11 protein-coding genes are annotated in these 12,730 nt (G+C 57.7%); 8 read left to right on the top strand and 3 right to left on the bottom strand.

Annotated features, from left to right (window positions below; translation table 11 throughout):
• Positions 1–95: 95 nt before the first annotated feature.
• The 6 genes from pta to ACR0BU_RS16910 all read left to right on the top strand — a co-directional run bounded on the left by pta (position 96) and on the right by ACR0BU_RS16910 (position 7,098).
• Positions 96–1,118: a phosphate acetyltransferase gene (gene pta / locus ACR0BU_RS16935; protein ID WP_298937290.1), complete on the top strand. Its 1,023-nt coding sequence runs from the start codon at positions 96–98 to the stop codon at positions 1,116–1,118.
• A 73-nt stretch (positions 1,119–1,191) separates the two neighbouring features.
• The gene (locus tag ACR0BU_RS16930; RefSeq protein WP_480738058.1) at positions 1,192–4,005 is read left to right on the top strand and encodes a molybdopterin oxidoreductase family protein; all 2,814 of its coding nucleotides are present in this window, start codon (positions 1,192–1,194) and stop codon (positions 4,003–4,005) included.
• Positions 4,002–4,766: a 4Fe-4S dicluster domain-containing protein gene (locus tag ACR0BU_RS16925; protein ID WP_480738059.1), complete on the top strand. Its 765-nt coding sequence runs from the start codon at positions 4,002–4,004 to the stop codon at positions 4,764–4,766. Before ACR0BU_RS16930 ends, ACR0BU_RS16925 begins: the two co-directional genes overlap by 4 nt.
• Positions 4,766–5,653 (top strand): dimethyl sulfoxide reductase anchor subunit family protein, encoded by an 888-nt coding sequence (locus ACR0BU_RS16920; protein WP_480738060.1) that lies wholly within the window; start codon positions 4,766–4,768, stop codon positions 5,651–5,653. Before ACR0BU_RS16925 ends, ACR0BU_RS16920 begins: the two co-directional genes overlap by 1 nt.
• A 105-nt stretch (positions 5,654–5,758) precedes the next feature.
• On the top strand, positions 5,759–6,220 hold the full coding sequence (locus tag ACR0BU_RS16915) for a carboxymuconolactone decarboxylase family protein (RefSeq protein ID WP_299887611.1): 462 nt from the start codon (positions 5,759–5,761) through the stop codon (positions 6,218–6,220).
• Positions 6,217–7,098 (top strand): sigma-70 family RNA polymerase sigma factor, encoded by an 882-nt coding sequence (locus ACR0BU_RS16910; protein ID WP_480738061.1) that lies wholly within the window; start codon positions 6,217–6,219, stop codon positions 7,096–7,098. Before ACR0BU_RS16915 ends, ACR0BU_RS16910 begins: the two co-directional genes overlap by 4 nt.
• 37 nt (positions 7,099–7,135) lie before the next feature.
• Here the strand turns inward: ACR0BU_RS16910 and dapA are convergent, their stop codons facing one another.
• A complete protein-coding gene (gene dapA, locus ACR0BU_RS16905) occupies positions 7,136–8,008 on the bottom strand; it encodes a 4-hydroxy-tetrahydrodipicolinate synthase (RefSeq protein WP_480738062.1) in 873 nt (290 codons plus the stop codon).
• A 133-nt stretch (positions 8,009–8,141) separates the two neighbouring features.
• Here dapA and ACR0BU_RS16900 point away from each other — a divergent pair, with 133 nt between their 5' ends.
• Positions 8,142–10,115, top strand: coding sequence for a lytic transglycosylase domain-containing protein (locus ACR0BU_RS16900; protein ID WP_480738063.1), 1,974 nt, complete (start codon positions 8,142–8,144; stop codon positions 10,113–10,115).
• Here the strand turns inward: ACR0BU_RS16900 and ACR0BU_RS16895 are convergent.
• Together ACR0BU_RS16895 and mnmC2 are read right to left on the bottom strand one after the other, a co-directional pair.
• Positions 10,089–10,958 carry a DMT family transporter gene (locus tag ACR0BU_RS16895; protein WP_480738064.1) on the bottom strand — a complete coding sequence of 290 codons (870 nt, stop codon included), beginning with the start codon at positions 10,956–10,958 and terminating at the stop codon, positions 10,089–10,091. The two genes, ACR0BU_RS16900 and ACR0BU_RS16895, sit on opposite strands and share 27 nt — an antisense overlap.
• Complete coding sequence (mnmC2, locus tag ACR0BU_RS16890) at positions 10,955–11,620, bottom strand: tRNA (5-methylaminomethyl-2-thiouridine)(34)-methyltransferase MnmC2 (protein WP_480738065.1); 666 nt, start codon at positions 11,618–11,620, stop codon at positions 10,955–10,957. Before mnmC2 ends, ACR0BU_RS16895 begins: the two co-directional genes overlap by 4 nt.
• Positions 11,621–11,675: 55 nt before the next feature.
• Here mnmC2 and ACR0BU_RS16885 point away from each other — a divergent pair, with 55 nt between their 5' ends.
• The gene (locus ACR0BU_RS16885; RefSeq protein WP_480738165.1) at positions 11,676–12,710 is read left to right on the top strand and encodes an NAD(P)/FAD-dependent oxidoreductase; all 1,035 of its coding nucleotides are present in this window, start codon (positions 11,676–11,678) and stop codon (positions 12,708–12,710) included.
• Positions 12,711–12,730: the final 20 nt, after the last annotated feature.

Raw genomic sequence — 12,730 nt, 5'->3', positions numbered from 1 at the left:
GGGCGAACCCTTCCGCCGCGACGCCATGAAAAAACCCGTCGCAGTCGCAGGCGTCAACGCAAACGACATGACACCTCAAATACAAGCGTAGGCACGTGAAACCTCTGCGTACAATTCTCGGAACTGAAACCGGTTCCGACAAGATCATCGCCCTTGCTGAGGGCGATGATCCACGCGTTGTTGAAGGTGCTCTGAAGGCGCGCGCTGAAGACATTGCCCAGATTATCCTTGTTGGAGATCGGGCAAAGGTCGTTGCTTTGCTAGAAGAACAGGGCGGGACGGATGTCGATGGAATAGACATTCATGATCCAAACGACTCCCCGCATTCGGGGGCATTTGCGGTGTCTCTTTATGAGTTGCGCAAACACAAAGGCATGACGCCTGAACAGGCACGGCAACAAGTCCGCAATCGTCTGAACTATGCCGCAATGTTGGTGCATGAAGGTCTCGCAGACGGAACGGTTGGCGGAGCGGTTGAAACAACATCAGCCACTGTCCGGGCCGCGCTTCAAATCATTGGCAAAGCGCCTGACGCCGCGATGGTCTCCAGCTTTTTCCTGATGCTCTATTGCCGGGACCATCATACTGTTCGGGGGGCGCATATCTTTGCCGATTGCGGCCTCGTCGTGGATCCGAATGAACAGGAACTGGCAGAGATCGCGCAAGCATCAGCCAAGTCTTATCAGACCTTGACCCACGAAACGCCCAGGGTTGCGATGCTGTCGTTTTCGACCAGAGGCAGTGCAAATCACCCCAAGGCCTCAAAGGTCATCGAGGCAACACAGATTGCAAAATCTGCAAATCCCGACCTTTTGATTGATGGTGAATTGCAGTTCGACGCCGCCTTCGTTCCAGAAGTGGCGGCGAAAAAGGCGAAGGATTCTCCACTGCGCGGAGAAGCAAATGTCTTTATCTTCCCAAACCTCGATGCGGGCAATCTAGGCTACAAAATCGCCCAACGGATCGGTGGTGCCGAAGCAATCGGACCAATCCTGCAGGGTCTGGCAAAACCCGCAAACGACCTGTCGCGTGGATGCTCGGCCGAGGATGTATTGCATATGATTGCCGTGACTGCCGTGCAGGCACATCACTCAAAAGCACAGGACGCATCCGATTAAAGCCAGCTAGCAATAAAGGTTTTGTTCTGACCGAAATACTGGAAGGATCGAACCAACAGCCAAAGGGACGTACATGAACCAGCCAGTTATCGACACATCGCCGAAGGTTTCGGACGAGGTCCGTAAAACCACCTGTTACATGTGCGCCTGTCGATGCGGCATCAATGTACATATGAAAGACGGCAAGGTTGCCTATATCGAAGGCAACCGTGACCACCCGGTCAACAAGGGTGTCTTGTGCGCGAAGGGCAGCGCCGGGATCATGCAAGTCAACGCGCCTTCGCGCCTGCGCAAACCATTGCGCCGGGTCGGGCCACGCGGATCGGGTGAATTTCGCGAGATCGAATGGGACGAAGCGATCAGCACTGCGGTAGGCTGGTTGAACGAGTTGCACGAGACTGCACCGCAAAAACTGGCGTTTTTCACCGGGCGGGATCAGAGCCAAAGCTTCACTTCGTTCTGGGCGCAGAACTTCGGAACGCCAAACTACGCGGCGCATGGCGGGTTCTGTTCCGTCAACATGGCTGCCGGCGGCATCTACACGATGGGCGGCGCGTTCTGGGAGTTCGGTCAACCCGACTGGGACCATACAAAGCTGTTCATGCTGTTTGGCGTGGCAGAGGACCATGACAGCAATCCGATCAAAATGGGCATCGGCAAGATCAAGGCGCGTGGCGCGCGGGTGATCGGGGTCAACCCGATACGGTCCGGGTATAATGCTGTGGCTGATGACTGGGTCGGCATCACGCCCGGCACCGATGGCTTGTTCATCCTGTCCCTGATCCATGTGCTGATGAAGGCAGGCAAGATCGATCTGGACTATCTCGGCCGCTACACCAACGCGCCGATTCTTGTGAATGCTGCTGACGGCCCGGAAAAAGGTCTGTTTCTGCGCGATAACGACGGCAAGCCACTAGTGATTGACCGCAACACCGGCAAACCCACTGCATTTGACAAACCCGGTGTTCGCCCGGATTTGTCAGCGACTTACGAAAAAGATGGTGTTACCCATCGTCCCGTCTTTCACCTAATGGCGGACAAGTACCTCTCGGATGAACACGCGCCAGAGGCCGTGGCCGAACGGTGCGGTATCCCAGCCAAACGCATTCGCGCGATTGCCGCTGAAATCGCCCGTGTGGCCTTTGACGAGGCCATTGAGCTGGATCAGGAGTGGACTGATTTCCGCGGTGAAACCCACGCAAAAATGATCGGTCGCCCTGTCAGCTTTCATGCGATGCGCGGAATTTCAGCCCACGCCAATGGATTTCAGACCTGTCGCGCGCTGCATGTGCTTCAAATCTTGTTGGGAACGGTCGAGGTTCCGGGCGGCTTCCGCTTCAAACCGCCCTATCCCAAACCGGTTGAGGCGCACCCGACACCGCATGGTGATCGCCGCCCCGGGCGCCCGCTGAATGGCCCGCATCTGGGCTTCCCACGTGGCCCCGACGATCTGTTGCTGGATGATGACGGACAGCCGCTGCGCATCGACAAGGCCTTTACCTGGGAAAACCCGATGTCGGCCCATGGGTTGATGCACATGGTGATTTCCAACGCCGCGGCAGGCGATCCGTACAAGATCGATACGCTGTTCATGTACATGGCCAACATGTCCTGGAATTCCTCGATGAACACCAAGGGCGTGATGGAGATGCTGACCGCCCGCAACGAAGACGGCAGATACGTTATACCAAACATCATCTATTCAGATGCGTATTCGTCAGAAATGGTGGCCTATGCCGACCTGATCCTGCCTGACACGACGTATCTTGAACGACACGATTGTATTTCGCTACTGGATCGCCCGATCTGCGAGGCCGACGCAGCTGCCGACGCCATCCGCTGGCCGGTGATCGAACCCGATCGTGACGTGCGAGGATTCCAATCCGTGCTGATTGAACTGGCCAACCGCATGAGTCTGCCCGGCTTTACCAATGAGGACGGTAGTCCAAAATGGAAAGACTACGCAGACTATATCGTTAATCACGAACGTCGACCGGGTATCGGACCACTGGCCGGGTTCCGTGGCCCGGACGGTGACAAAGAAGGCCGTGGCGAAGTAAATGCCGATCAGTTGAACCGCTATATCGAGAATGGCGGTTTCTATGTCGCGCATATTCCGGACGGGGCTGACTATTACAAACCCTGGAACACGGCCTATCAGGACTGGGCCGTGGGTATGGGCATCTATGACAGCCCGCAGCCCTACCTGTTTCAGCTTTATTCCGAACCCATGCGCAAGTTCCAGCTGGCCGCCGAAGGCCATGGCGACCGGCAACCGCCGGATCACCTGCGTCAGCGTATCCAAGACACGATGGATCCGCTACCTATCTGGTACGAAACAGACCAGCAGGGCAACGAAGGTTACAGTATCAACGCGCTGACCCAACGCCCCATGGCGATGTATCACAGTTGGGGCACACAGAATGCCTGGCTGCGGCAGTTGCACGGGCGCAACCCGCTTTACGTACCAACGAAACTCATGCGGGAACACGGGCTGCAGGATGGCGATTGGGCCAAAGTCAGCTCTCCGCACGGAGAGATCACTGTTCCGGTCATGGAGATGGCGGCGCTAAATGACAATACGGTCTGGACGTGGAACGCCATCGGTAAGCGCAAGGGTGCTTGGGCGCTGCAAGACGACGCGCCCGAGGCGACCAAAGGGTTCCTGCTGAACCATCTGATCCACGAACTGATGCCGCCCAAAGGCGACGGGATGCGGTGGGCCAATTCGGATCCGATCACCGGTCAGGCCGCGTGGTTCGACCTAAAGGTCAAGATCGAGAAATCAGAACCCCCGGGCGATGCTGAAAGCCAACCAGAGTTTGATCCAATTAAATCACCGGTGGGAACCGGCCCCAAAGACCTTGCGTGGAAGGTAGGCAAATGACCCAACTCCCCCAATCCACGAACCGCAAGATGGGTTTGGTCATCGACCTTGATACCTGTGTGGGCTGCCATGCCTGCGTTATCTCATGCAAAGGCTGGAACACCGAAAACTATGGCGCGCCTTTGTCCGATCAGGACGCTTATGGCGCTGACCCCTCGGGTACCTTCCTGAACCGAGTGCATTCTTATGAAGTCCAGCCAGCCGAGGGCCACGCCCAATTGGTTCACTTCCCCAAATCCTGCCTGCATTGCGAAGATGCGCCCTGCGTTACCGTTTGCCCCACCGGGGCCAGTTATAAACGTGTCGAGGATGGCATCGTTCTGGTCAATGAAAGCGACTGCATCGGGTGTGGCCTGTGTGCCTGGTCCTGCCCCTACGGAGCCCGCGAACTGGATATGGCCGAGGGTGTGATGAAGAAATGCACGCTTTGCGTCGATCGCATCTACAACGAAAACCTGCCCGAAGTGGACCGGGTTCCATCCTGTGTTCGCACCTGCCCTGCAGGCGCACGCCATTTTGGCGATCTGGGCGATCCCGACAGCGATGTCAGCAAACTGGTCGCGGAACGTGAAGGCATGGATCTGATGCCAGAGATGGGCACGAAGCCGGTCAACAAATACCTGCCGCCCCGCCCCAAAGACACTGTTGAAGACCAGATCGATATTCTGGCACCACTGCTGGCCCCTGTTGCGGAAGAACCAAAGGGCTTCATGGGATGGCTCGACAAAGCCCTCGATAAAGTCCCCGGGGGAGCGAACTGATGCACCCGGCACCTTCTGTCATCATCTTCACCACCTTCTCTGGTCTGGGCTTCGGGCTACTGTATTTCCTTGGGTTCGGTGTCCCGGACGTATCGGGCGTCACGGCATTTGTGTTCTTCGCGATCGCCTTTGGTCTGGCTGTTGGCGGCCTGCTGGCGTCGACCTTTCACCTCGGCCATCCCGAACGGGCGTGGAAAGCGTTCAGCCAATGGAAATCAAGCTGGCTGAGTCGCGAGGGCATCTGCGCCGTGGCCGCCCTGCTGGTCATGGGGCTCTATGCCATTGGCGTGATATTCCTGGGACAGCGCTGGGTTTTTCTCGGACTTCTCGGCTCGATCCTCAGCCTCGCAACGGTCTTTACGACCTCGATGATCTATGCCCAGCTCAAAACCATCCCGCGCTGGAACATGTGGGCGACACCCGCCATGTTCATCACCTTCAGCATCGCGGGCGGGTCCTTGCTGGCGGGTGCGGAAAGCCTTGCGCCCAAGCTGATGGCTGTGGCCGGGGTCGTGCAACTGATCTATTGGGCGATGGGGGACAAAGCGTTTCAGAAGGCGGGCACCGACCTGGGTTCGGCAACGGGTCTTGGTGATCGCGGCTCTGTCCGCGCCTTTGAACCGCCCCACACCGGCACAAACTACCTTCTGCGCGAATTCGTTCATATCGTCGGGCGCAAACACGCCCAAAAACTGCGCATCATATCGTTCGCTCTCGCCTTTGTTCTGCCCATCCTGCTGATCATCGCTCCGGTAGACGGCATCGTGATCAAACACCTTTTCGCGCTGTTTGCCGTCCTCTCTCACATCGCTGGAGTCGTCGTCTCCAGGTGGCTTTTCTTTGCACAAGCCGAACATGTTGTCGGGCTGTATTACGGAAAACGGTGATAATTTTGAAAAGAGCCTCAAACAGAGGCTCTTTTTTTCAATTATGTCACAAATCTAGTCGCTGGCCCGTCCTGTTTCTGTTCAACTCATAAACAGGAGATTTCAATGTCCGCACGCATCAATCATTTTTCCGTTGCGCCAACCTTGATGCAACCCATGCTCGACATGGAGGAGCGTCTCAGAGCATCGGGGTTGGAACACAGTTTGATTGAACTTGTGAAGCTTCGTGTGTCACAGATAAACGGCTGCGCCTATTGCATCCACATGCATACCCATGACGCCCGCGCGAATGGCGAGAGCGAGGACCGGCTGCACTTGCTGAACGCGTGGCACGAATCGTCGTTATATTCCGGACGCGAACGCGCCGCGCTATCTTGGGCTGAAAGCCTTACCAGGATTGAATCCAGCCGAGCTGCCGAAGCGACGTATCAGACAATGGCGGCACAGTTTTCCGAGGAGGATCAAGTGGCGCTGACATTGGTTATCACAACCATCAACGCCTGGAACCGCATCGCAATTGGCTTCGCGATACCACACCCCACGTCCAGCAAGGCATCAGCGGCGTGACCCGCAACGAAGAAGTCCCCGACGATCAGGTTTTCGTCGTTCTGCAGCCGCGCTTGTTCGCGGTTGCATATCGCATGCTCGGAACCGTCAGCGATGCTGAGGATATCGTGCAGGATGCCTATCTGCGCTGGCGGCGTGTCGATCCCGAAACTGTGCGTGATACGACGGGCTACCTTATCCGTATCGTTACGCGGCTCTGTCTCGACCATTTGCGCGCGTCAAAGGCTGTTCGCGAAACTTATCCCGGTGAATGGCTGCCAGAACCTCTGGTAACCGAGGATCCAACAGAACGGCTGGATCGGGACGTGTCGATCGCACTGTTGATGGCGCTGGAAAGGCTATCCCCGCTGGAACGCGCGGCCTTTCTTCTGCATGACGTCTTCGACCAATCCTATCACGAACTGGCCGAAACGCTAAAGCGCAGCCAAAGCTCATGCCGGCAATTGGTCAGCCGCGCAAGAAAACATGTCGATCAGGCCAAACCGCGAACCAAGATCGCACGCGAACATGGTGAAAGCCTTGCCACCGCTTTCTTCAGAGCAGCCAAAAGTGGGGATACCAACGGTCTGGCAGAAATGCTGGCGCAGGATGTCCAATTACATTCCGACGGTGGCGGCAAGGTTATCGCGACGCTAAATCCGATCTATAGACAAGATAAGGTCATTCGATTTTTTGCCGGGCTGGCGCGGAAGCCATCTGCTCAACAAAGGGTCGACTGGGTCACGTGTACGCTGAACGGGCAACCTTCGATCATTAGTCGCGACCCGAGAGGCTTCGTACAGGCGATTTCCCTCAACGTCGAAGCAGACCAGATCACAGCTATCTATATGGTGCGCAACCCCGACAAGACCCGGCACCTTGAAGCACTTCTGACCTAACAGGGCCTGCACGACGCACAGGCCCAGAGGTTTGACGTTAAAGTAACCCTGCGTGGGCCATGGCCGCGTCGATGGCGACCTTGGTGCTGTCTTCCAGCGTGGTCAGTGGCGAGCGCACCTCTTCGCTACAACGCCCAAGCTTGCTCAGCGCGTATTTTGCGCCCACAAGCCCGGGTTCGATAAAGATCGCCTCGTGCAGCGGCATCAGTCGGTCCTGATACTTCAATGCGGTCGCATAATCGCCGGCCAGTGTTGCCTGCTGGAACTCTGCGCAAAGATTTGGTGCGACGTTTGCCGTGACCGAGATGCACCCAACCCCACCATGGGCATTGAAGCCAAGCGCCGTTGCGTCTTCGCCAGACAACTGACAAAAATCGGGACCGCAGGTTGCGCGTTGCTGGCTGACACGCGCCGGATCACCGGTCGCGTCTTTGACGCCGATAATGCGCGGCAGCTTAGCCAGCTCACCCATCGTCTCAGGCGACATATCGATGATAGAACGGCCGGGAATATTGTAGATGATAATCGGAATGTCCGCGCATTCGTGTAGGGTTGTGAAATGCGCCAACAACCCGCGCTGGGTCGGCTTGTTGTAATATGGCGTCACGACCAAAGCCGCAGCAGCGCCGACAGTCTTGGCGAACTGGACAAACCGGGTGGCTTCGACCGTGTTGTTTGATCCTGCCCCGGCGATGACCGGAACGCGTCCAGCGGCGGCTTTGACAACCTCTTCGACCACCGTTTCATGCTCTTCATGGCTAAGCGTTGGGCTTTCCCCAGTGGTGCCGACAGGAACCAGCCCAGTGGAGCCTTCCTGGATTTGCCACTCAACCAAGTGTTTGAGCGTGTCCAAATCCAACTCGCCGTTGCGGAACGGGGTGACGAGAGCTGGCATCGAGCCTTTGAACATGAAACGCTCCTTCGGGTGCAGTTTGCAATTTTCGCACTCCGGTCCATCACGATTTTAGCTTTGTGAGTTGATCCCGGCGGCGCAAGGTTTATCCTCACAGGCTCTATCCTCGGTTGGTTGGGAAATGCAAGGGATGACACGCGTTATAGCCCTGTTGATAGCAGGGATTATGTTTTTGGCGCTGCAGCCGGTCTCGGCACTGGCGAATACGGCAGGGGACTTGCGGGCCGGGCTGTATGAAATGCGCAAAGGCGACTGGAACGAAGCGCTACGGGTTTCGGGGGCACGTGGATCTGTGTCGCGAGACATCATCGTTTGGCACTGGTTGCGCGAAGGATTCGGCAGCTCGGGCGATGTTCTCGTGTTTCTTGAGCGACGCCCGGATTGGCCGGGCCTCGCCTGGCTGCGCCGCGAAAGCGAGCCATCATTTACAGGCGCAGATCCCAATCGGGCACTTAAGTTCTATGCCGAGCTTCCGCCGCAAACTGCAGAAGGCGCGTTGAACTATGCCGTCGCGTTGATGGCCAAGGGTCGGCAAGGTGATGCCGAGGCAGATATCGTGACCGCATGGCGCACGATGCCCATGGGTTCTGGGCTGCAAAAAGACTATCTGGAGAATTTCGGCAAGCTGCTCAAGCCCCATCATGCGGCACGGCTGGACCGACTGCTGTGGGACGGCCATCTTATCAGCGCCGACCGGATGCTACCCCTGGTCAGCGATGATGATCGCAAGCTGGCCGAGGCGCGTATCGCCCTGCAAAAACGCCAGCCGGGTGTGGATGGCAAGGTCGCGGCGGTTCCAGACTCTCTGACCGGGTCCGCAGGCCTTGCGTTTGACCGCTTTGTATGGCGCGACCGCAAAGAACTTGACGATAGCGCAATTGACCTGATGCTGGCCCGTTCCACTGACCCAGACGCATTGGGCGAGCCGGACAAATGGTCGGAAGGGCGGCGCAGACTTGCGCGCCTTGAAATGCGCAACGGTGACCCGTCACGCGCGTACAGAATTGCCGCAAACCACCACATGACCCCCGAGATGGGGTATGGCTATGCCGATCTTGAATGGCTGTCCGGATTTCTGGCACTGCGTAAGCTGAACGATCCGGCAACGGCCGCCCGGCACTTCCAGAATTTCACGGGCGCGGTGAAATCACCTATCTCAAAAGGTCGTGGTGGGTACTGGCTGGGACGCGCCTATGCTGCGTCAGGGGACGCCGAGAAAGCCTATGACGCTTACGCCAAGGGCGCTGACTATCAGACCTCTTTCTATGGTTTATTGGCTGCCGAGCAAATAGGGCGACCCTTTGATGCCGAGTTGGCCACACCCCGCCGTGCGCCACATTGGAAGCAAGCCGGTTTCGCCGATTCCAGCGTTCTGGAGGCCGGGTTGTTGCTGCTGAAAGCTGGCGAGGACAATTTGGCGGAACGCTTTCTGACTCATCTGGTTGAAGACCTTGATTCCGTAGAAGCCGCCCAATTGGGCGATTTGGTCATAGAACTAAAAGAGCCGCATCTTGCGGTCATGATCGCCAAGCGCGCCGCAACAACCGGAACTGTTTTGCCTGCCGCCTACTACCCAGTGCATCCGGTTGCTGACATGGGGCTACCAATGGCCAAAGAAATGACCTTAGCCATCGCCCGTCGTGAAAGCGAATTTGATCCGGTTGTCGTCAGTGGTGCGGGTGCGCGCGGTTTGATGCAGGTGATGCCTGCCACAGCAAAACTGGTCGCGCGGGAACTCGGGATCCTCAGCGGACATCAGACCGGTCGGTTGACGTCGGACTGGCAATATAACGCAAAGCTAGGGGCCAACTACCTGTCCGGGCTGGCCGCTGATTTCAACGGCAATATCGTGATGATGTCCGCTGGTTATAATGCCGGACCCAGGCGGCCAATATCCTGGATGGCACGCTACGGAGACCCTCGTACCGGGGACATAGACGTGGTCGACTGGATTGAGACCATCCCGTTCAGCGAAACCCGCAACTATGTGATGCGCGTGGCGGAAAGCCTGCCGGTGTACCGCGCACGTCTGGGCCAGCCAGCGCTGCCAGTTCCCTTCTCGCAGGAATTGGTTGGCTCAACTCTGGCGGCGTTCGCGCCATAACGTGAACAGCCCTGCGGCAACAACAATCGATGCACCTGTGACAACCTCGGGGCGCAACGCTTCGCCAAAGATGGTGATTCCAAGAATTGCGCCCCAGACCAGGTGGAAATAGGCGAAAGGCTGCACGGCGCTGGCCTCGGCCATCTCATAGCATTTGATCAGTAGCCAGTGTCCCAACACGCCGCTGACGCACAGCACCGCCATCCAGATCCAATCGCCTCTGGCCATGGGTTCCCAGAACCACATGCCGACCAATGTCATCGCCACTGCGCCCGCAACCCCAGTCCAGAAGAAACTGGTGGCGGTGCTGTCCTGACGTGCCGCATATCGGGTCAAAAGCCCGTAGAGCGCAAACATCAGCGCTGAAATCAACGGGACAATGGCCCACGGGTTAAAGACGCCGACGCCAGGCTGCAAAATGATCAGAACACCCACGCATCCAACGCCGATGGCGGCCCAGCGCCGCCACCCAACTTTTTCGCCTAATACCGGGCCACTCAACGCTGCTATCAAAAGGGGGTAGCAGATAAAAACGGCCATGGAGTCGATCAGACCCAGGATCGTGAAACTGAACACGGCCACGCAGATCTCGGCCGCCAACAGAACGCCGCGAAACACCTGAAGACCCAGCTGGTTGGTTCGGGTTGCTGCCTTCAATCCACCGGGTGCCCGAGCCGCCAGCGCAATGACAAACGCCGCGAAGAACCAATAGCGGATCATCACGACCATATATGTGTTGTAGGTCCCGGCCAGATGGCGCGAGATGCCATCCTGCAAGGCAAACACAATCGTCGCAGCAATCATCAGCGCGATGCCTGCACGGGCATTGTTTTGCTGTGTCATAGTTTGACAGCCCGCGTCATATGCCGCTTGTGGCCATAGCCAGATGTTCGCGTGACCTGAAAACCGGCCTCTTGCAAACCTCGCCGTACAAAACCTGCGGCGGTGTAGGTGGCCGCTGTACCTCCTGGTGCGGTGTGTTGGGCGACGTCCTGCATCAACTCTGCGCCCCACAGCTCCGGGTTTTTTGCCGGGGAAAACCCATCAAGAAACCACGCATCTGCCATCCCGGCCCAAGCGGGCAATGTCGCTCGCGCATCTCCTTGGATTACTTCAAGCTGCAGGGTTTCAAGCTGGCACTTGTGACCATCCCAATGCGTTAGGAACCGATCGCTCCATGGCTGCAATTCAGGGAACCCAGCCAAAGCGCGCCGCATGTCTGCGGACGCCATGGGAAAGGCTTCGAAACTGCTAAAGTACAGCGGGCTGGTTTGCCCCGATCTCTCCCACTCGGACCAAACGGTCAACATGTTCAGACCGGTGCCAAAACCAAGTTCTGCAATGTGAAACCCAGGGGCGAAACGCACGGGCAGATCATTGCCCGCCAGAAATACATGGCGGGTTTCTTCCAGGCCGTTGTGCAGTGAGTAGTACGGGTCATCAAAACGATCCGAGACCGGAATCTGATCATCCGTCCACGTCAACTGGGCGCGCTGGTCTGCCATTCGGGAATCCTGTAGCTAAGCGGCGCGACACTGAACAAGGATAAGGGAATTGGCAATGGTCGATGTGACGGTGCGCGGCGCGGGGATTTTTGGCTTGTCCATCGCATGGACCTGCGCCCGACGCGGTGCAAAGGTTCAGGTTGTCGACCCCTTTGGCCCAGGCGCCGGGTCAAGTGGAGGTCTAGTCGGCGCCTTGGCCCCACATGTGCCCGAAAACTGGAACGCCAAGAAGGCTTTTCAGTTCGAGAGCCTGATCTTGGCCGAGCCGTTCTGGACTCAAGTTGAAGCAACTGGTGGAGTATCAGCTGGTTATGGTCGCCTGGGGCGCATCCAGCCCATCCCTGATCAACATACCCTGAACTTGGCCCACCAACGCCAGATATCAGCTGAGGAGCTGTGGCAAGGTCGTGCAGAATGGCGCGTTGTCGAAATAGCACAAGCCGGTTCATGGTGCCCACCCAGCCCAACAGGCTATGTTATCCACGATACTCTGACAGCGCGCATGCATCCCCGCCGTGCCTGTGCAGCGCTGGTTGCCGCCTTGTCCGTGATGGGCGTGAGGATCCTGACCAAGGCCCCTGACCAAGGCCGCGTTGTGCATGCAACCGGGCTTGCCGGGCTACAGGAACTGAACGAGGCCTTTGGCAAGACCGTCGGCAATGGCGTCAAGGGTCAAGCGGCGCTGCTGCGGTTTGATGCAGGTGTAGCGCCGCAACTCTTTGCCGATACGGTCCACATGGTGCCGCATGCGGACGGAACACTGGCCATCGGATCCACGTCCGAGCGGGACTATGACGACCCAACCAGTACCGATAGCGCTTTGGACGACGTGATTGAGCGCGCCACGCGCGCCGTTCCTGTCCTGCACGGCGCCGAGGTGATTGAGCGTTGGGCCGGAGTTCGCCCCCGCAGCAAAAGCCGGGCACCGATGCTGGGGGCCCATCCCTTGCATCAGGGACAATTCATCGCCAACGGGGGGTTCAAGATCGGTTTTGGCATGGCCCCCAAGGTGGCCGATGTCATGGCTGATCTAATTCTTGAAGACCGCGACACCATTCCCAAAGATTTCCGGCCCGACGCGTCTTTGTGATAGCCAAAGACTGCCCCCGC

The sequence above is a fragment of the Ruegeria sp. CK2 genome (genome assembly GCF_056536585.1).
This window is presented reverse-complemented; position numbering and strand designations above follow the sequence as displayed.

Excerpts from the sequence above, each read along its gene's own strand:
- ACR0BU_RS16925 (WP_480738059.1), top strand. The coding sequence starts at position 4,002 with ATGACCCAACTCCCCCAATCCACGAACCGCAAGATGGGTTTGGTCATC.
- ACR0BU_RS16920 (WP_480738060.1), top strand. The coding sequence starts at position 4,766 with ATGCACCCGGCACCTTCTGTCATCATCTTCACCACCTTCTCTGGTCTG.
- ACR0BU_RS16885 (WP_480738165.1), top strand. The coding sequence starts at position 11,676 with ATGGTCGATGTGACGGTGCGCGGCGCGGGGATTTTTGGCTTGTCCATC.
- dapA (WP_480738062.1), bottom strand. The coding sequence starts at position 8,008 with ATGTTCAAAGGCTCGATGCCAGCTCTCGTCACCCCGTTCCGCAACGGC.
- ACR0BU_RS16895 (WP_480738064.1), bottom strand. The coding sequence starts at position 10,958 with ATGACACAGCAAAACAATGCCCGTGCAGGCATCGCGCTGATGATTGCT.
- ACR0BU_RS16930 (WP_480738058.1), top strand. The coding sequence starts at position 1,192 with ATGAACCAGCCAGTTATCGACACATCGCCGAAGGTTTCGGACGAGGTC.
- ACR0BU_RS16915 (WP_299887611.1), top strand. The coding sequence starts at position 5,759 with ATGTCCGCACGCATCAATCATTTTTCCGTTGCGCCAACCTTGATGCAA.
- ACR0BU_RS16900 (WP_480738063.1), top strand. The coding sequence starts at position 8,142 with ATGACACGCGTTATAGCCCTGTTGATAGCAGGGATTATGTTTTTGGCG.
- mnmC2 (WP_480738065.1), bottom strand. The coding sequence starts at position 11,620 with ATGGCAGACCAGCGCGCCCAGTTGACGTGGACGGATGATCAGATTCCG.